This window comes from Kribbella sp. NPDC026611 (assembly GCF_040638345.1).
Classification (GTDB): Bacteria; Actinomycetota; Actinomycetes; order Propionibacteriales; family Kribbellaceae; genus Kribbella.
The window spans coordinates 414482-432294 of the sequence record NZ_JBEZYC010000001.1 but is presented as its reverse complement, the minus strand read 5'-3'; the positions used below and the strand labels follow the sequence as shown (position 1 = coordinate 432294).

Genomic DNA, 17813 nt, shown 5'->3' with positions numbered 1-17813 from the left:
CTTCTCCGTCGAGGGCGCGTAGGCTTTTCCGGTGCCCGAGGTTTCTCTTGACTTTCCGCGTGCGTGGGTCGAGTTCACCGACCCCGACGATCCGGACCAGGTGTTCCGCTGCGACCTGACCTGGCTGACATCCAACTGGACCTGCATCTTCGGCGGTGGTTGCCAGGGGATCTACAAGGGCCGTCCGAATGACGGCTGCTGCACGCTGGGGGCGCACTTCTCCGACGCGGACGACGAGAAGCGGGTGAAGAGGTACGCCAAGGAGCTCGGCAGCGACGAGTGGCAGTTCCGCAAGGAGGGCCGCAAGAACGGCTGGGTCGAGACCGACGACGACGGCGACCGGAAGACGCGGGTCTGGGAGGGCGCGTGCATCTTCCTCAACCGGCCCGGATTCCCGGGCGGCGCCGGGTGCGCCTTGCACGGGCTGGCGCTGAAGCGCGGGATCCACTTCGTCGAGACGAAGCCGGACGTGTGCTGGCAGCTGCCGATCCGGCGCACGTTCCGCGAGGTCGAGCGGCCGGACGGTACGTCGTACACCGAGGTCGGGATCGGGGAGTACGACCGGCGCGGGTGGGGGCCGGGCGGCCATGACCTCGACTGGTACTGCACCGGGAACACCGAGGCGCACATCGCGGTCGAGCCGGTGTTCGAGTCGAGCAAGGTCGAGCTGCAGACGCTGATGGGGTCGAAGGCGTACGACGTACTCGCGGATCTCTGCCGTCAGCGGTTGGAGGCGGCGCGGCCGTTGCTGCCGCACCCGGCGTCTAAGTGAGCGCCTTGATCCCGGCCAGGACCGACTCGAACGCGGAGTAGCGCGGACGGAAACCGAGCAGTCTTTCCGCCTTCTCCATCGAGCAGTTGGGGCTGTGCTGGATGTGGTCGTGGGTCGCAGCAGCGTCGCTCTCGGGACTTTTGGCGGCCCACTCGTCCCACGGCTGGTAGGTCAGGTTGGCTTCGTGGCCGAACCACTTCGAGATCTGCTCGGCGTACCCGCGGAGCGTGATCGCGTCGCCGGCGACGGCGTGGAAGCTCTCGCCGATCGCTGTCGCGCGGCTGGCGATGGCTTGGACGAAGATGCCGGCTACGTCGTCGGCGTGCACCGGGTTGAGGGTCTCGAGGCCGAAGTTGGGGAGCAGCAGTTCTTGGCCTTGGGCAAGCTTCTCGTAGACCTCGCGGTTGAAGTTGCCCTGTGGGTTCACCGGGATCCAGCCGGGGCCGCAGATGTGGCCGGGGTGGATGATCGTCACCGGGAGGCCGTCGCGGCGTGCCTTGCTGAGCAGGTAGGTCTCGATCGCTGCCTTCTGGACGCCGTAGTCGCCGAACGGACGGCGCGGCGCGTCTTCCTTGGTCGGGACCGTGACACTCGGGCCGTGCACCCAGATCGTGCCGCAGTGTAGGAGGTGCTGGATCTTGCCTTCGACGGCTTCTACGAGCTGCCTCGCGCTGTCCTCGGTGAAGCAGATCAGGTCGATGACGATGTCCGGGCGTAGGTCGGCAACCCGCTGGCCGAAGGTGCCCGCGGCATCTTCCTCGGCGCGGTCGATCTGGATGAGGCTGACCTGGTCCCACGCCGCGTCCGGCTGGTACGCCGTACGCTCGCCACGACTCAGCACGGTGACGTCGTGCCCTCTCTGGACGAGCTGCGGAACGAGGTAGGTGCCGATGTGCCCGGTACCGCCGATGACGACTGTGCGCATGAGTTGAGCCTAGTCCGACACACCCTCGGTACGGCGAGTGTCGGTGGGGGGCGTAAGAATGACAGGCATGCGTCTGGATCATCTGTCGTACGCGTGCGGACCTGATGGCTGTCAGGCCACGATCGAACGGCTGTCCGAGCTGCTCGGAGCGGAGTTCGTCGACGGCGGGGTGCACCCGCGGTTCGGCACGGTGAACCACATCCTGCCGCTGGAGAACGACCGGTACATCGAGGTGGTCGACGTACTCGACCACCCGGCGTCGGACAAGGCTCCGTTCGGCCAGGCTGTACGGGCTCGTAAGGAGCTCGGCGGCGGATGGCTCGGGTGGGTCGTGGCCGTCCGCGACATGGAGCGGATGGAGAAGCGGCTCGGGCGGTCCGCCGTACCGGGGAACCGGCACCGGCCGGACGGGGTGAACCTGACCTGGCGGCAGATCGGGGTGAAGGGGTTGATGGCCGACCCGCAGCTTCCGTTCTTCGTCCACTGGGACGACCTCACGCAGCACCCGTCCATCGGCGGCAAGGGCATCAAACTCACCGCGCTGGAAATCGCCGGCGACCCCCGCCGCGTCACCGAGTGGATCGGCCACCCTGCTGACCACCTCCTGGATGATTTGGACGTCGCCTGGGTGGGGCCGAACGGCCAACCCGGACTGGTGGCCGCCCAATTCACCACGCCCAACGGGATCGTCCGGCTGTAGCCGACCCACGCGCGCTCCCACCTCCCCCGGCTTAGGCGCCGGCTTTCTGCCAGCTGGCGCTGGCGGGTTGCTCGCAGCCGCTCGCGGGTGAGTACACCGGGCTGGCGTACTACTCGTCGTACTGCTGGTGAGGGGTGCAGGTGGTTAACCCAGCGCGGTGCTACGCACGGCTCCTTCGTCGCCGAGCTACGCGCCGCCCCACCCGCCCTGTTGTTCGGGGCTGGCGCCCCGGTGCATCCGGCTACCGCTGGGGGTTCGCTCGCTACGCGCGCGGAATTGCTCGCTGCGCTCGGGGCTGCGAGCTGGCGCTCGCTGGTTGCGAGCTGCCGCTCGCGGATTCGCGACTTGCCGCCGCGGAGCTGCTCGCTGCGCTCGCGGGTGAGTACCCCGGGCCGGCGCCCCTCGTCGAGGTCCTGTTGGTGAGTGGCGCTGGTGTAGTCCCAGTGCGGTGCTACGCACGGCTCCTCCGTCGCCGCACTACGCGCCGCCCACCCACCCCGTTGTTCGGGGCTGGCGCCCCGGTGCACCCGGCGACCGCCGGAGTTCGCTCGCTGCGCTCGCGGTGGGGCGAGCTGGCGCTCGCGGTTTCCGGCCGGCGCCGGGTTCGCTCGCTGCGCTCGCGTGTGCGAGCTGGCGCTCGTTGGTTCACGGCTGGCGCCGCGGGGTTGCTCGCTGCGCTCGCGGTGACAACTGCGGGCGGCCGTACTACTCGCCGTACTGCTGGTATCGGGTGCAAGTGGTGAGCCCAGCAGGTGTCCTGGCCGGCGTCCGTGAGGAATCGGAGCGGGGTTTGCATTCGATCTCCGGAAGAAAAGTGTCGCCACGTGGCACTTTTGTTCCGCATATATCCTCTGAGCGACTAGTGGATATTCTCCAACGCAGCCAGCGACGTCTCCAGATGCCCCAACAACCGCTGCAAATGCGGCACCGTACGCCGGCACCCCGTGAGACCGAAGTGCAGCGCATGGTCGTAGCTCGTGACGCTGATGTTCAAAGCCTGCCCGTTCAGCACAATGCTCGCCGGATACATCCCAAGCAGCCGCGAGCGATTCCAATACAGCGGGCTCTCGGTCGGACCCGGCACGTTGGAGATGACCAAGTTGTACGGCGGCGTCGTACGCCCGGCGACTCCTGGCAGGACCGCAGCCGGGCCAGCGGCGCCGAACCCAAGAGCGCCGATCATCAAGTTCTGTAGCGGGCTCAGGGAGGACAGGACGGCCTTGCCGTAAGCCGTTGATGTCATGATGCGGTGGAGGCGTGCCTCTGGGTCGGCGATGTCGGTGGCCAGGTCGGCGATGAGGGTTGTCAGGGAGTTGCCGCCGCCGGGGGCATCCGGCCGGCCGCGCAACGACACGGGGACCATTGCCGTCAGGGCCTTCTCCGGTAGGGCGTTCAGCTCCAGGAGATAGTCGCGTAGGGCGCCGGAGCACATGGCCAGCATTACGTCGTTCAGCGTCGCGCCGGTGATTGCGCGGACCTTTTCCAGGCGTTCGATCGGCCAGGACTGGGCGGCGAAGCGGCGGGCGCCGGTGATGGGTTGGTTGAAGATCGTGCGCGGCGCCTGGAACGCCGCGGACGAATGTTCCAGCGCCAGCGTTCGCACCAGGTTTCGCATTCCGACCGGCGTCAGGCCGGCCGCATCGGCGAGGAATCGCAGCGCCTGTCCGGGCACTCGAGCAACTGTGGGAAGCAGGCCGGGCGAGGCCGCAGCAGACTCAGCAGTCGGTAGGACAAATGTCGCGGGCATGCCGGACAGACCCGGGTCGGCGGTCAGCGTGTCCTGCATCCACCGGAGAGCTGAGACGCCGTCGACGAGCGAGTGGTGGATCTTGCTGTAGAGCGCGAACCGGCGCCCCTCCACGCCCTCGATCAGGTGCATCTCCCACAGTGGCCGGTGCCGGTCGAGGAGCGTGCCGTGCAGACGGCTGGTGAGCTCGAACAGCTCCCGGAACCGCCCCGGTCGCGGCAGCGCCGACATCCGGACGTGGTACTCCAGATCGACATCGTCCTCCTGCTGCCACGACCAGTAGCCGAGATCGAGCGCCCGGTGCCGCACCCGCCGCGCGAACAGCGGATTCACCGACGGTGACGCGACCATCTCGTGGTACAGCCGGGACACGAAGTCCCGCGAGCTCTCCGGGAACACGTTGTCGCGCCCGGCACCCTCCGGGAGCTCGAACAGCATCAACCCACCCACGTGCATGGGCTGCTCCCGGGTCTCCCCACCGAGGAACATCGCGTCCAGCGGCCCCACCACGGTCATGGTCCCTCCGCTCCCGACCTGGTTCCGGCACCCATCGTTGCCGCCGCGAGCCAGCGCGTCTACACCCCCACAACCCCCTTCACGCAGATTTGGTTACCCCCTCAGCTACTGCGGCAACAACTATCGGACGCTCAGTCGAGCGGCCGGTAGTTCACCCCGATGCGCTCGATCCGCTGCAGGTGCGGACGGAGGCGGCCCAGGAACTCGTCGTACGAGACCTTCGGCGATCCCCAGGCCCGCTCGGCGAACGCGGACAGGCGCGGTAGCAGCATGTAACCGACCTGCTCCGGACCCTCCATGTACTCGGTCCAGATCTGGCATTGGGTCCCGACGATCAGCGCCTGCTCCTCCGCCGTCAACGACGAAGGAACGACGTCGAAGTCGTACACCTTCTCCAGCGGAAGGAAGTTGCCGATGGCAAGCGGTTCGGTTGCGGGGTCGCCCTGGTAGTAGTCGAAGTACACCGACTCGCACGGTGCCATCACGACCTCGTGGCCGGCCTTCGCCGCGACCACGCCGCGCTCGGCGCTGCGCCACGCCATGATGACCGCATCCTTCGGGCAGTCCGTCTCGACCATCTCGTCCCAGCCGACCAGCCGGCGACCCTCCTCGGCCAGCACCTCCGCCACCTGCGCGGTGAACCAGCCCTGCAGCTGCCCCGGCTCGTCCAGCCCGAGCTCGGCCTGCCGCTTCTGCGCCGCCTCCGACTCGCCCCACTGCACCGACGGGCACTCGTCGCCACCGAGGTGGATGTACGGCGAGGGGAAGATGTCGAGCACCTCGCGCAGCACGGTCTTCACGAACTCGACCGTCGCGTCGTTGACGTTCAGCACGTCCTCACTGATCCCCCAGTACTGGCGGACGGTCAGCTGCCGGTCCGAGTTGTTGCCGAGCTCCGGGTACGCCGCGATCGCGGCCTGCATGTGCCCCGGCAGGTCGATCTCGGGTACGACGGTGATCCCGCGCTCGGCGGCGTACGCGACGATCTCGCGCAGCTCGTCCTTCGTGTAGAACCCGCCGTGCCGCGTCCCGTCGTACTCGAACTCCGTCTGGCCGCGGGACATCTTCCCGACCATGGTCTCGGCACGCCATGCCCCGACCTCGGTCAACCGCGGGTACGCCGCGATCTCGACCCGCCAGCCCTGGTCGTCGGAGAGGTGGAAGTGCAGCACGTTCAGCCGGTGCAGCGCGAGCACGTCGATGACCTTGAGCACGAAATCCTTGGGCATGAAGTGCCGGGCGACGTCGAGCATCATCCCGCGCCACCCGAACCGCGGCGCGTCCGCGATCCGGACGAGCGGCACGGCGACCTTGCCGTCCTCGACGGGTACGGCGGCCTCGACCAGCTGGGCGTACGTCGTCTCCGCGTTCCGGAGCGCGTCCTCGGAGCCGCCCACGAGCCGGGCCCCGTCCGCGCTCACGTCGATCCGGTACTCGGTCTCGCCGAGGTTCTCGACCACGTCCCGGACGGCCTCGCCGAGCGGGTCCGCGGTGACCCACCGGCCTTCGTCGAGGGTGAGTTCGCGCGGGGCAGGGACGATCGCGATGTCGGACATTCCGGACTCCCAGGGAGCAGCGTCGATTTATGTCAGGACGATCCTATAAGCGCGCGGTTGTGTCCGGAAGTGCGCACTAACGGACCGGACACTCATCAACACGCTACCTGCGATGTCAGGTTTCATGAGAGGGTTTGCCCGTGACCAGCGAGCGGCAGCGCACAACTCTCCGGGTCCTGGTCGCGAGCAACGCCCTGGGCGGCGTCGCCACCGCGAGCGGCTTCGCAGTGGCTGCCCTGCTGGCCGAGAACGTCTCCGGTTCGACCTCCCTGGCCGGCCTGGTTGCGACCTCTTCCACGATCGGCGCCGCGGTGCTGGCCGTACCGCTAGCAGGTCTGGCCCGTTCACAGGGTCGTCGGGTCTCGCTGACTCTGGGCTACCTGATCGCATTCGTAGGTGCAGCGGGCGTGATCGTCGCCGCGCAGGTGGGTTCGCTCGCTCTCCTGCTGCTAGCCGGCTGTATGTTCGGCAGCGGCTCCGCCTCCAACCTGCAGTCGAGGTACGCCGCCACCGACGCCGCTGAGCCCAGCCGCATCGCCCGCTCCCTCGGTCTGGTCGTCTGGGCCACCACCATCGGCGTCATCGTCGGCCCGAACCTCACTGGTGTCGGCGGCTCGATCGGTACGTCGCTGGGCCTCCTGGCGCTGGCCGGTCCGTACGTGTTCTCCGTGGTCGCCTTCGGCCTGAGCGCCGCCACGGTGTGGGTTGGCATGCGCAGCCAGGTGCGTCCAGAACGCGTGGAGCGCCAGCCGCTCGGTGCGACCTTCCGACTGATCCTCGGTATCCCGCACGCCCGTCTCGGCCTGCTCGCCATCGCCACTGCGCACGCGGTGATGGTCGGGGTGATGTCGATGACGTCAGTGCACCTCCGGCACCACGGTGCCTCGCTGACCATCGTCGGCTTCGTCATCAGCGGTCACGTCGCCGGCATGTATGCCCTGTCGCCGCTGACCGGCTGGCTGGCCGACCGTCTCGGCCGCATACCCACCATCGGCATCGGCCTCGCCATCCTGGCCATGTCGATGACGCTGGCGGCCGTGGCGCCCGATGACGCGCACCTGCTGACCGGGATCTCCCTCTTCGGCCTTGGCCTCGGCTGGTCGGCCTGCCTGGTCGCCGGTTCGACCCTGCTGTCCCGCTCGGTCCCAGCCGGCGTCCGCACCTCCGCCCAGGGCCTGTCCGACCTCACCATGGGCGCTCTCGCCTCGGTGTCCGGCACAGCCGCCGGTCCAGTCCTCGCCGCCCTCGGCTTCCACTGGCTGGCCATCTTCTGCGGCCTGTTGCTGATCCCAGTCGCCCTCACCGCCGCACTAACCAAGCAACAACTGCAGAGCGCGTGACCCCAGCGCTCGCAGTAGGCTCGACCGTTGTGAGTATTGCGGACGGTGGGATTCCTAGTCCCAACATCTGGCACCACCCGAAGGTGTACGAGACCGAGAACCGGGCGGTCGATCCGAACGGCGTGATCGAGCCGGCGATGCGGGCGATCCGGGACTGGGCCGGCGCGACCGTGCTCGACATCGGCTGCGGGACCGGGTTCCACCTGCCGAGGTTCGCGGCGACCGCCGCCCAGGTGATCGGGGTCGAACCCCACGGCGCGCTGGCCGAGGCCGCGCGACGCCGGACGCGCAACCTCCCGAACGTCGAGATCCGGCAGGGTACGGCGCAGCGGTTGCCGGTGCCGGACTCGTCGATCGACGTGATGCACGCGCGCTGGGCCTACTTCTTCGGACCGGGCTGCGAGCCGGGGCTGGCCGAGCTGGACCGGGTGATGCGGCGCGGCGGGACCGCGTTCGTGATCGACAACGACGGCAGCCGGTCGACGTTCGGCCGCTGGTTCAGTACGGCGTACCCGATGATCAAGGCGCCTGAGGTCGAGCGGTTCTGGACCGACCGCGGCTGGCACCGCACCGCGTTGGACATGGGCTGGCGGTTTGAGACCCGCGCCGACTTCGAGGCGGTGGTCCGGATCGAGTTCACCCCGAAGGACGCGCAACGCATCATCGACGAGCACCGCGGCGTCGAGGTCGACTACGCGATCAACCTGTGGAGCCGGACCTTCTGAACCTCCGCTGAATCTCTTCTGGAACGACACCCTGGCCGTCGTGCGGAGAGACCGGTCGTCCTCATAGGGTTGACGGACCACTCACGGGCCTGCTGGGGAGGCGCCACCCGCAGATGGACGGACTGCTGCTCGAACGGCTACCCGGCCTGCCCGCGCGGGTCCGGATCGACGTCGGCGAGCAGCGAGCGTTGGTGCTGCCTACGGCCGCCTCCGCACGCCGGCTGGTCGACCTGCTGACCGGTGTGGAGGACCCACCGGCCAGTGCCGAGGTGAAGATCGGCAATCCGGTCCGGCTGGTCCCTGCGGAAGGCGGGCTGCTGCCACACCTGACGGTCCTCGGCAACATCGTGCACGGCCACACCGCGACCCAGCGCGTCACCCGCAAGGCCGCGGAGCAGCAGAGCGTCGTCACCGCGGCCGACTGCGGCCTGGACGACGTACTCGATCGGTACCCGTACGAGATCACCCCAGGCCGTCGCCGACTGGCCGGTGTGGCCCGCGCACTCGGCGCCCACCCCCGGCTGATCGTGCTGGAGGACGCGGCCGGCCTACCGACCTGGGGATCGCTACTGCGTCTCCACCACAAGCCCGAGGAGCCACCGCCCGAGCTGTCCGGCGCCGCAGTACTGCTGGTCACCACTGACCCAGCACGCACGACAGGCTTCCGAGATGCCCAGTAGCCGCCGAGCGTTCCTGGGCGCCGCAGCGACCCTGCTGGTCGCGGGGTGTTCGAGCGACGTGCTCGGCCTGCGGCGCAGCGTGCGGGTCGCAGTCAGCTGGAGCGGACAGGAGCTGCACGCGTTCCACGACGTACTGAACGGCCTGGGCTCGCTGGACTACCCCGTCGAGGTCGTCCCGCTCGGCGACGACATCTCCACAGCCTTTGGCGCACAGTCCGCGCGGCGACCGGACATCGTCATGCTGCCGCAGCCTGGGCTGGTCCCCCGGGCACGCAACGACCTACAGCCCATCCCGGACGAGCTGGCGGCCCCTGGTCGCGCACGCCTCTGGAAAGACCTGCTGGTGTACGACGGCAGCACGTACGGCGTCCCGTTCAAGACCGCCCACAAGTCAGCCGTCTGGTACCGGCCCTCAATCTTCCGCGCCGCCGGAGTCGAGCCGCCAAGGCTCTGGTCCGATTGGCTCAAGCTGAACAAGACACTGGCGGACGCAGGCACCCGCCCGCTCTCACTGGCCGCAGGTGACGGCTGGGTCCTCACCGACTTCCTGGAGAACATCCTGCTGGGCATAGCGCCCGCTGTGTACGCCAGCCTGGCCACGGCTACCCAGCCGCGTCCGTCCCGGCGGCCCGAGTTCGCCGCCGCCCTACGTCTCCTCGGGTCCATGTGGTCCGCCGAACAGGCTCTGGCCGGCGGTGTGCAGCGCTCGCTCGTACAGCAGTTCCCCGACGCGATCATCGAGGTCTTCGGCCACCGTCGCGCCGCGATGGTGCTCGCGTCCGACTTCGCCGAGCCGGTCGTGCGGTCGTTCGCCGCCGATCCGAACGACATCGGGGTCTTCACCTTTCCAGCCATGACGAGCGGCGCCGCAGCGCCAGTGGTGGTGGGTGGTGACGTCATGGTGCTACCGAAGCCGGCTAGCGACCACGCGGTCGACCTGGTCCGCCGGCTGTCCGCGCCGGCCGCCGTAGACCCGTGGATCAAGCAGGGCGGCTTCCTCGTCGACGGCAGGGTGTCCGGCTACTCCCCCGAGCTGACCAGGCTGGCCGAACAGCTCGCAGCACCGGACGGTCTGCTGCAGTTCGACCTGTCCGACCGCATGGGTCCGGTCGGTGGCATCAACGGGCTGTGGCGGGTCCTGACCGACTTTCTGATCAAGGTCGGCGGTCGCGGCAGTTCCGTCGTACCTGAGGCTGTTGATGCGGCGCTGGGCGAGCTCCGGGAAGTGGAGGGCTGATGCAGACGAACGGCCTGTCGCTGGAGATCGTCGGCCGCGAGGTGAGCGGCAGGCCGGTCGCCGGTAAGCCGCGACGCCCGGCCGGACCGTACCTGCTCGGGCTCCCGGCGCTGCTGCTGAGCTGCCTGCTGCTGATCCCGATCGGCGTGACCGTCGTGGCGGCGTTCCGGACCGGCCACCGCCTCGGCTTCGGGAACTTCGCGGTGATGGGTGATCCTGGCGCATTGCGTGCCGTGGGCAACAGTCTGCTCTGGGTGCTGGTCGCGTTCGCCCTGGTCGTGGTCGGCTTCTTCCTTGCTCTGCTGAGCTATCGGCTGCCCGCGCTGACGTCGTTCCTCCAGCCCGCGCTGGTGATTCCGTTCGCGGTGTCGGTGCTGGTGTCCGGTGCGACGTTCCGCCTGATCTTCGATCCAGCGCCGGAACGCGGCACTGTGACGGCGGTGTGGACCAAGTTGTTCGGTAGCAGTCCGGTCTGGCTGGGACCGGGTCTGTTCTGGCTGGTGCTGGTGTCCGCGTTCGGCTGGACCTGGCTCGGGTACGTCGTCTCGCTGTTCCGCGCCGGCCTGGACGCGATCCCCGACGACGTGACCCGCACGATCACCGCCGAAGGCGTCACCGGCTGGCGACGCCTGCTCGCGCTGGAGATCCCGCTGCTCCGCCCGATCACCGGTGTGGTCACGCTGACGCTGATCATCGCGGCAGTCCGCGTCTTCGACCTGATCCTGATCGCCGTACCTGGTTCCATGCAGAGCTCCGCGGACGTGCTCGGCCTCAACTGGTGGCGAGCGAACGCCAACGGCGAAGACCCGGGACGTACAGCGGCACTGGGCGTGGTCTTGTTCGCGATCGTGGCCGTGGTCGGCGTCATCGGCTTCCGTGGCCTACGGCGACGCCGCTGGGCGCTGCCGGTCGCTGTGGTCGCACCAGACCCGTCGCTGGACCGTCCGCGGCCTAGCAAGCGAGTACGGCGTACCGGATGGATCGTCGGCTTCGCGGTGAGCCTGGTGTGGATCTTCCCAGCCGTGGTGCTGGTCGCCACTGCGTTCCACTCGCCACGCGAGGCCGGTCTGCACGGTTGGTGGTCCCTGTCGGGCTTGGGGTTCTCGTCGTTCCGCGCGGCCGCCAACATCGGGCTGCTGCGGGCCTTGCTGTCCACGGTCCTCATCGCCGGCGCCGCTACCGCAGTACTGCTCGTCATCGCCGTACCGACGGCGTACTTGGTCGCCTGGGGTGGACTGCCGCAGTGGCTGGGTCGTGTGGTGATGTCGGTGTTCGTGGTGCTCGCCGTGACTCCGGTGCAGATGTACGCGCCGCCCCTGCGGGACGCGGTCGGAGCTGCGGGGTTGGCGGGCTCGCGGATCGCGTTGGCTCTGGTGCATGCGGCCGCCGGTCTGCCGTTCGCCGTACTGCTCCTGCGGTCCGCGTTCGCTTCTGCACCACCTGCGCTGGTGTCCGAGGCGTTGCTGGGTCCGGCGCGGCAGAGCGACGTACTGGCGACCGTGCAGCGGACCTACCGGCCCGCGCTGGTGGCTGTGGCGGTGCTGGAGTTTGCCCTGGTGTGGAACGACTTCATCGTCGGCTTCCTGATCAGCGGTCCAGGGACGACGCCGTTGTCGCTGGTGCTGTGGGGCGAGGCTCGGCAGTTCTCCGCATCGAGCGGAACCGTGGCCGCTGCCGCCGTGGTCGCGTCCATAGTGCCCGCGGTGCTCATGCTGACGTTCTGGCAAAAGGTTGTCCGTGGGCTGACGGCGGGGAGTCGACCGTGACCGAGGAGGAGCCGAAGCCAGAGACCAAGCCACGCCCCACCCGCCGCAGAGGCGACTTCTTCGGTATCAGCGCGCTCGCCTCCGCCCTGCTGTCCGGGCTGGCCGGCGAGCGCCTCTCGGAAAGCCTCAACAGCGGCGGCTGGGTTCGCGTGGTCGGTCTGTGTCTCACCTTCGTGTTCCTCCTCATTTGGGCGATGTACTACGCACCCGCTGTCGTCGCGGCGTACCGGCGACGCCGGCAGACGGCTGCAGTAGTCGTCGCAGCCCCCGCACTACGGGCAGCTGCGGAAGAGGCCGAGCAGTGGATGATCGCGCTCGGCAGTGACGCGGGCGGGATGGCCGCGGCCGAGTGGTACTCGCTGAACGAGTCAGGACTGCGTGAGCTGCTGCAGTCCGAGAAGCCGCGCGAGGGCATCGCGGACGACTTCGCTCGGATCTGCGACGCCCTGGAGGTCTGGTACCTGCGCCGGTCCGCTCCGCTCGCGCTGCTGGAGCTGAGCGAACTCCTGCAGGCGGTTGCCGATGCCTCCGGACGTCGTGACCTGGTTGAGCTCGCTGCGGCGCGTGCAGCAACGGCGTACCGGTTGATGGGCGACCTGGAGAGTGCGACCAACCGGCTAGGTGTCTCCGACAACGTGGCGACGCACAGCAGGACCGCAGCCGCGCTGACAACGCGCCGACACGTCGAGCGCGCCCTGCTCCATCTCGCACGCGCAGAGCAGTCGCCGTCGGGCAACGACCGCGACGAAGCGGTGCTGAACGCCCGCGACCGGTTGGACGACGCACGGTTGCACCGACCGGGCCCCGACCTGGCTGCTGAGGTGGCGATCTTCATCAATCGCGCGATCGTGCAGCTGTACCAGCAAGAGCCGGAGGAGGCGCTCGACCAGCTCCGCTCGGCCGTCGCACGAGCCAGGGCGGCCGGCGACGTCAGCGGGCAGGCACACGCCTTCGAGCTGATGGGAGTGGCGGCCTGGATGCAGGGCAGTCCGCACGAGGCCAAACGCTGGTGGCGGCACGCGGAACACCTCTACTCGGAGATCGACGAGAACGAAGGACGCGCTCGCTGCCTGCAACACCTCGGATCCGCGGAGGTCGTGGCCAACCGGCGCGAGGCGGCCCGCGCCCTGCTCGAGCAGAGCGCGCGACTGCGGACGTCGGAGAGCGAGCTGCTGACCAAGTACCTCGCGGCTGCGCAGGACGACGGCGAACCGCCGGTGGTAGCCGACGATCACCGCACGCGCGTCGCGGTCAGCTGGATCCGGCGGCTGCTCGGCGACTGGAAAGCTCACTTCACGGGCCGCCGCTGAGGTTTTGTCGGCGGGTTCGCCTAGGTTGGTCTGCATGGCGAAGGCGACCGGGACGACGAAGGCGAAGCCGCAGTTCGCCTGCACCGAGTGTGGCTGGACGTCGGCCCGCTGGATCGGGCGCTGCGGTGAGTGCCAGGCCTGGGGCACGGTCGCCGAGGTCGGTGCGCCGAAGGCCGCCCGGATCACTGCTGGTCCGGTGTCGTCGCCGGCGATGCCGATCGCCAAGGTGTCCGCGATCGAGGCCGAGTCGCGCCCGACGGGGATCGGCGAGCTCGACCGCGTGCTCGGCGGTGGCGTGGTGCCAGGCGCGGTGATCCTGCTCGCCGGCGAGCCCGGCGTGGGCAAGTCGACGCTCCTCCTGGAGGTCGCCGCCCAGTCTGCGCGCCGCGGGCAGCGCACCCTGTACGTCTCGGGTGAGGAGTCGGCTGCGCAGGTCCGGCTGCGAGCCGGGCGGACGGACGCGCTCGTCGACGAGCTGTACCTCGCCGCCGAGACCGACCTGTCCGCGGTGGTCGGCCAGGTCGACGCGGTCGAGCCGGTGTTCCTGGTGATCGACTCCGTGCAGACGATGGCGCACCCGGAGGTTGACGGCGCCCCCGGCGGCGTGACCCAGGTGCGCGAGGTGACGGGTGCACTGGTCCGGCTGGCCAAGGAGCGGCATATCGCGGTCGTCCTGGTCGGGCATGTGACCAAGGAAGGTGCGATCGCCGGTCCGCGGATGCTCGAGCACCTCGTGGACGTCGTGCTCGCGTTCGACGGCGACCGACACTCCGGGTTCCGGATGGTGCGGGCGACCAAGAACCGGTTCGGCCCGTCGGACGAGGTCGGGTGCTTCGACATGGTCGACACCGGCATCGTCGAGGTGACCGACCCGACAGGGCTGTTCGTCTCCGAGCACGCCGAGCCGGTCGCGGGCACGTGCGTCACCGTGATGATGGAGGGCCGGAGGCCGCTGCTCGCCGAAGTACAGGCACTGGTCGGCCCGTCGGCCGCGCCACAACCACGGCGTACGACGTCCGGGCTGGAGTCGTCGCGGGTCGCGATGGTGCTCGCCGTCCTCGGCAACCGGGTCGGGCTCAAGCTGACCGACCAGGAGGTGTACGTCGCGACCGTCGGCGGCGTGAAGATCACCGAACCGGTCGCTGACCTGTCCGTCGCGATCGCGGTCGCGTCCTCGGTGATGGACAAACCGATCCACCCGGGCCTGATCGCGATCGGCGAGGTCGGCCTCGCCGGCGAGGTCCGGCGGGTCGGTGGCCTGGAGAAGCGGCTCGCCGAGGCCGCGCGGCTCGGGTTCACCAAGGCGATCGTCCCGGCCGACATCCCGAACCGGGGCAAGGACCTGAAGCCGATGGACATCCAGAAGAAGTACGGGCTGCGCACCTTCGCCGCGCCGGACCTGCCGTCCGCGCTGATGGCCGCCGGCCTGGCCTGACCCGAAACCTGCCACGGAGCCTGACACTGGGCCTGACCCGAAGCCGAAGCCGTGTGTCTCTGACCACATGGTCAGACGGCGATCGCCCGGCCGCAGGCTCCGGAACGTACGCTGGGTGCGCCCCCTCGCCGGGTTCGACGCCGAACCCGGAATCCCCGCCCGGCCTGCCGCCGGTTCACCCCAGGAGCTCCGGATGACCGGATCAAGAGTTGTCGCGCTCGGCCACTACCAGCCGGAACGGGTGCTCACCAACGACGAACTGGCCACCATGGTCGAGACCAACGACGAGTGGATCCAGAGCCGGGTCGGCATCCGCGAGCGCCGGATCGCCGCGCCCGACGAGCAGGTCGACGAGATGGCCTGGCGGGCCGCCGACAAGGCGATCGCGAACGCCGGCCTGGACAAGACCGAGATCGACTACGTGATCGTCGCCACCTGCACCGCGCAGGACCGCTCGCCGAACATGGCCGCCCGGGTCGCCGCCCGGCTCGGCCTCGGCAACCCGGCCGCGATCGACCTCAACACCGCCTGCTCCGGCTTCGCACACGCGCTCGCGACCGCCGACCACGCAATCCGCGCCGGTGCCGCCTCGAAGGCGCTCGTCATCGGCGTCGAGAAGCTCAGCGATTTCACCGACTGGACGGACCGCACGACCTGCGTGCTGATCGGCGACGGCGCCGGCGCCGCCGTGGTGGTTGCGTCCGAGGAGCCGGAGATCGGCCCGGTGGTCTGGGGTTCGGTGCCGGAGATGTCCGACGCGGTCCGGATCGAGGCCCCGACGAACACCTTCGCCCAGGCCGGGCAGAGCGTCTTCCGCTGGACCACGACCCAGCTCCCGGTGATCGCCCGGGAGGTGTGTGAGAAGAGCGGGGTCGCGCCCGAGGACCTCGGCGGCGTGGTGCTGCACCAGGCCAACCTGCGGATCATCGAGCCGCTGGCGAAGAAGCTCGGCGCGGTCAACGCGGTGGTCGCCAAGGACGTCGTCGAGTCCGGCAACACCTCCGCGGCGAGCATCCCGATCGCGCTCTCGAAACTGATCGAGAAGCGCGAGATCCCGTCCGGCGCGCCGGTGCTGCTGTTCGGATTCGGCGGCGGCCTGTCGTACGCCGGTCAGGTCATCCGCTGCCCCTGACGCAACAGACGCCAGGCCCCGGAACGTCCGTTTTACGCGGGAAACCGGTACTGCACGGTCCAGATGCACGGGCGCTTGCACGCGCACGTGCAAGGACCGGCGGTACGGCGCCCCGCGACCAGTGGCCGCAGCGGGACAAGGCGTCCACGCTGTCGGCTGGACCGCATAGACTCCTGTTCCGTGGCACCGAACACCGACAAGAACAGCACCGGCGCCCGGCTGCGCGCGACGCTCGCCGCGGTGGCGCCCGGCACCGAGCTCCGTGAAGGCCTGGAGCGGATCCTGCGCGGGCGCACCGGCGCCCTGATCGTGCTCGGCCACGACAAGGCCGTCGACGCGATCTCCACCGGCGGCTTCGAGATCGACGTCGACTTCACCGCGACCGGACTGCGCGAGCTCAGCAAGATGGACGGCGCAATCATCCTCGACCGCGACGCCACCCGGCTGATCCGCGCCGCCGTGCACCTGATGCCGGACCCGACCATCGTCACCCAGGAGACCGGCACCCGGCACCGGACCGCCGACCGGGTGCACCGGCAGACCGGGTTCCCGGTCATCTCGGTCTCGCAGTCGATGCACATCATCGCGTTGTACGTCGACGACCAGCGCTACGTGCTGGAGGACTCCGGCGCGATCCTGTCTCGCGCCAACCAGGCCCTGGCCACCCTCGAGCGGTACAAGCTGCGCCTGGACGAGGTGTCGGGCACGCTGTCCGCGCTCGAGATCGAGGACCTGGTCACCGTTCGCGACGTGGCCGCGGTCGCTCAGCGGCTGGAGATGGTCCGCCGGATCGCCACCGAGATCGACGGGTACGTCGTCGAGCTCGGCACCGACGGCCGGCTGCTCACGCTGCAGCTCAACGAACTGGTCGCCGGCGTAGCGGGTGAGCGCGAGCTCGTCGTCCGCGACTACCTGCCGCCGGCGACGGGCAAGAAGTCGAAGACCGCCGACGACGTGCTCGACGAGCTCGACGCGGTCAGCCCCACCGACCTGCTCGACATCGGCCAGGTCGCGCGGGCCCTGCAGCTCGGTGGCGCTGAGCAGCTGGACGCCGCGGTCACCCCGCGCGGGTACCGGCTGCTCGCCAAGGTGCCGCGACTGCCGGGTGCCGTCATCGACCGCCTGATCGACCACTTCGGCCACCTCCAGAAGTTGCTCGCGGCAAGCATCGACGACCTGCAGACGGTCGAGGGCGTCGGCGAGAACCGCGCCCGCACGGTCCGCGAAGGCCTGTCCCGGCTGGCCGAGTCGAGCATCCTCGAGCGGTACGTCTAGCAACCGTCACCGAGCACCCCGGATCGTGACGATCCGGGGTGCTCTTGCGTTCACGGCCAGGCCCGAGTAATACTCCACGTGGAACATTTCGTGTGGAACAATCCAGCTGGAGGATCATGGCCGAGCTCACCCCGTTGGCGATCGCGGTGCTGGCTCTGCTGCACGAGAACCCGATGCACGCCTACGAGATGTACCAGCTGCTGATCAACCGCCAGGGCGACCGGATCGTGAAGCTCCGCCCGGGCTCGCTTTACCACACGGTGGAGCGGCTGGCCGGGCAGGAGTACATCCGCGCGACCGGTACCGAACGGGCCGGCAACCGCCCCGAGCGCACGACGTACGAGCTCACCCCGGCCGGCGCCGCGGCGTTCCGGCAGCGGGTGGAGACCGGGATCGAGAAGTACGTCTACGAATACCCGCTGTTCCCGGTGGTACTGAGTGAGGCGCACAACCTCGAGGCCGAGGACGCCGTACTCCGGTTCCGCCGCCGGATCGCGGACCTGGACAACTGGCTGGCAGACGTCGACCAGGCGATCGAGCGAGTGCGGGCCGAGGGCGTGCACGAGCCGTACTGGATGAGTGTCACGTACCTCCGGGGCCAGCTCACCGCCGAGCGCGAATGGCTCACCACGACCATCGAACGAATCGAGAGCAAGGACCTGTCATGGCATCCCCGCAAGCATCAGTGAGGCCGTCG

Annotated in this window: 15 protein-coding genes; 12 read left to right on the top strand and 3 right to left on the bottom strand. The window is 69.2% G+C overall.

Features of this window, described 5'->3' with window-relative positions; genetic code table 11:
* The first annotated feature begins 31 nt into the window (after nucleotides 1–31).
* On the top strand, nucleotides 32–772 hold the full coding sequence (locus tag AB0E69_RS02135) for a hypothetical protein (RefSeq protein ID WP_360138100.1): 741 nt from the start codon (nucleotides 32–34) through the stop codon (nucleotides 770–772).
* Here AB0E69_RS02135 and AB0E69_RS02130 read toward each other — a convergent pair.
* Nucleotides 765–1697 (bottom strand): NAD-dependent epimerase/dehydratase family protein, encoded by a 933-nt coding sequence (locus AB0E69_RS02130; RefSeq protein WP_360138097.1) that lies wholly within the window; start codon nucleotides 1695–1697, stop codon nucleotides 765–767. The two genes, AB0E69_RS02135 and AB0E69_RS02130, sit on opposite strands and share 8 nt — an antisense overlap.
* Before the next feature lie 67 nt (nucleotides 1698–1764).
* On the opposite strand from AB0E69_RS02130, the gene AB0E69_RS02125 reads away from it, so the two are divergent.
* Nucleotides 1765–2397 (top strand): VOC family protein, encoded by a 633-nt coding sequence (locus tag AB0E69_RS02125; protein WP_360138094.1) that lies wholly within the window; start codon nucleotides 1765–1767, stop codon nucleotides 2395–2397.
* 859 nt (nucleotides 2398–3256) lie between these two features.
* Here AB0E69_RS02125 and AB0E69_RS02120 read toward each other — a convergent pair.
* The gene (locus AB0E69_RS02120; RefSeq protein WP_360138091.1) at nucleotides 3257–4660 is read right to left on the bottom strand and encodes a wax ester/triacylglycerol synthase family O-acyltransferase; all 1404 of its coding nucleotides are present in this window, start codon (nucleotides 4658–4660) and stop codon (nucleotides 3257–3259) included.
* A 131-nt stretch (nucleotides 4661–4791) separates the two neighbouring features.
* On the bottom strand, nucleotides 4792–6216 hold the full coding sequence (locus tag AB0E69_RS02115; RefSeq protein WP_360138088.1) for a family 20 glycosylhydrolase: 1425 nt from the start codon (nucleotides 6214–6216) through the stop codon (nucleotides 4792–4794).
* Between the two features lie 140 nt (nucleotides 6217–6356).
* On the opposite strand from AB0E69_RS02115, the gene AB0E69_RS02110 reads away from it, so the two are divergent.
* The 10 genes from AB0E69_RS02110 to AB0E69_RS02065 all read left to right on the top strand — a co-directional run bounded on the left by AB0E69_RS02110 (nucleotide 6357) and on the right by AB0E69_RS02065 (nucleotide 17805).
* Entirely contained in the window at nucleotides 6357–7556 is a 1200-nt protein-coding gene (locus tag AB0E69_RS02110) for an MFS transporter (protein ID WP_360138085.1), read from the top strand.
* A gap of 29 nt (nucleotides 7557–7585) precedes the next feature.
* A complete protein-coding gene (locus AB0E69_RS02105) occupies nucleotides 7586–8281 on the top strand; it encodes a class I SAM-dependent methyltransferase (protein ID WP_360138082.1) in 696 nt (231 codons plus the stop codon).
* A 113-nt stretch (nucleotides 8282–8394) separates the two neighbouring features.
* Nucleotides 8395–8961 (top strand): hypothetical protein, encoded by a 567-nt coding sequence (locus tag AB0E69_RS02100; protein WP_360138079.1) that lies wholly within the window; start codon nucleotides 8395–8397, stop codon nucleotides 8959–8961.
* Nucleotides 8951–10198 carry an ABC transporter substrate-binding protein gene (locus AB0E69_RS02095; protein ID WP_360138076.1) on the top strand — a complete coding sequence of 416 codons (1248 nt, stop codon included), beginning with the start codon at nucleotides 8951–8953 and terminating at the stop codon, nucleotides 10196–10198. Before AB0E69_RS02100 ends, AB0E69_RS02095 begins: the two co-directional genes overlap by 11 nt.
* Nucleotides 10198–11964, top strand: a complete 1767-nt coding sequence (locus AB0E69_RS02090) for a sugar ABC transporter permease (RefSeq protein WP_360138073.1) — start codon at nucleotides 10198–10200, stop codon at nucleotides 11962–11964. Before AB0E69_RS02095 ends, AB0E69_RS02090 begins: the two co-directional genes overlap by 1 nt.
* Entirely contained in the window at nucleotides 11961–13274 is a 1314-nt protein-coding gene (locus AB0E69_RS02085; protein WP_360138070.1) for a hypothetical protein, read from the top strand. Before AB0E69_RS02090 ends, AB0E69_RS02085 begins: the two co-directional genes overlap by 4 nt.
* Before the next feature lie 34 nt (nucleotides 13275–13308).
* Nucleotides 13309–14709, top strand: coding sequence for a DNA repair protein RadA (gene radA, locus AB0E69_RS02080; protein ID WP_360138067.1), 1401 nt, complete (start codon nucleotides 13309–13311; stop codon nucleotides 14707–14709).
* A gap of 193 nt (nucleotides 14710–14902) precedes the next feature.
* Nucleotides 14903–15841 carry a beta-ketoacyl-ACP synthase III gene (locus tag AB0E69_RS02075; RefSeq protein WP_360138065.1) on the top strand — a complete coding sequence of 313 codons (939 nt, stop codon included), beginning with the start codon at nucleotides 14903–14905 and terminating at the stop codon, nucleotides 15839–15841.
* Nucleotides 15842–16021: 180 nt separating this feature from the next.
* The gene (gene disA / locus AB0E69_RS02070; RefSeq protein WP_360138062.1) at nucleotides 16022–17116 is read left to right on the top strand and encodes a DNA integrity scanning diadenylate cyclase DisA; all 1095 of its coding nucleotides are present in this window, start codon (nucleotides 16022–16024) and stop codon (nucleotides 17114–17116) included.
* A gap of 116 nt (nucleotides 17117–17232) precedes the next feature.
* Nucleotides 17233–17805 carry a PadR family transcriptional regulator gene (locus AB0E69_RS02065; protein WP_360138059.1) on the top strand — a complete coding sequence of 191 codons (573 nt, stop codon included), beginning with the start codon at nucleotides 17233–17235 and terminating at the stop codon, nucleotides 17803–17805.
* Nucleotides 17806–17813 lie beyond the last annotated feature (8 nt).